We start from the raw sequence: 862 nt of genomic DNA, 5'->3' as shown, positions 1-862 counted from the left end.
AATCAAAATGAGCACCATGATACTCCTGTCCATTTTGGTGATAAGTCAATCCCACTGACTGTCCCGTTATCTCATCAATGCGCTCCATTGCATCAATGCGTTCTAACATTTCACGGCCGATGTCGGCATCCATGTATTTTTCTAACATCCGGCACATATGCGTATCTTTGGCCCAGTAGGCATATTCATAGGCAGTACAATTAAATGTTCGTCCTGAATAATCGGTAAAAATTCCAGGCTCAAGTAACCATTTGTTATTTATCTTTAAAAGTTCTTCTGCTTTTTCTTGTTCGCCACGAGCAACACAATGCAAAAACTTGGAGAGAATACGAGTTGTACGTTCTTCTTTTAAAGGTGTAAAAAATGTTGTGCCAGTTGCGGTAAGTTGGTTTCTCGCTTCCTTGTTTAAAAAACCATGAAGAATGTTATATTCTTTTCCAGGACTATCTTCAACAATAGCCGCAAGTCCTGCCAGTGGTCCACTTATGATATCCGCTGCCAGTGATGACGTTGTGCTTAATAATTGGGGTGCGAGTGCTCGACGAAGTTCATTGAACTCACCCTCACTGCAAATGGGAGCAACTTTTTCTGTTTCAGCAGTAATGTCTCGATTAAGCGCATCACTGCGCATTAAGCTATGATAGCGAAGCTGGCTTAATATTTGCATCAACCCTAAAAGCAAAGAGGTTTTATCGGCCCTTTCTTCTAACCTGTCAATCCTATCAATAAGTTGATTAATAGCTTGCAAACTCGTTTCGAGATGCCTTACATGCTCTTGACTACTGGGATCAGTGACTACAGCATGTTTGGCTCTTAGTGGGCCATTCGCAAAACGATCGACTAATTGCTTAACCTTCATGTA

General features: G+C 41.3%; 1 pseudogene. It reads right to left on the bottom strand.

Going from position 1 to position 862, the window contains the following annotated elements:
• A pseudogene (locus E1O52_RS13240) lies at nucleotides 1-862 on the bottom strand (hypothetical protein); the annotation flags it as partial.

Origin of the sequence: Legionella nagasakiensis, from assembly GCF_900639915.1 — a bacterium.
In the GTDB taxonomy this organism is placed as follows: domain Bacteria; phylum Pseudomonadota; class Gammaproteobacteria; order Legionellales; family Legionellaceae; genus Legionella_A; species Legionella_A nagasakiensis.
This window is presented reverse-complemented; position numbering and strand designations above follow the sequence as displayed.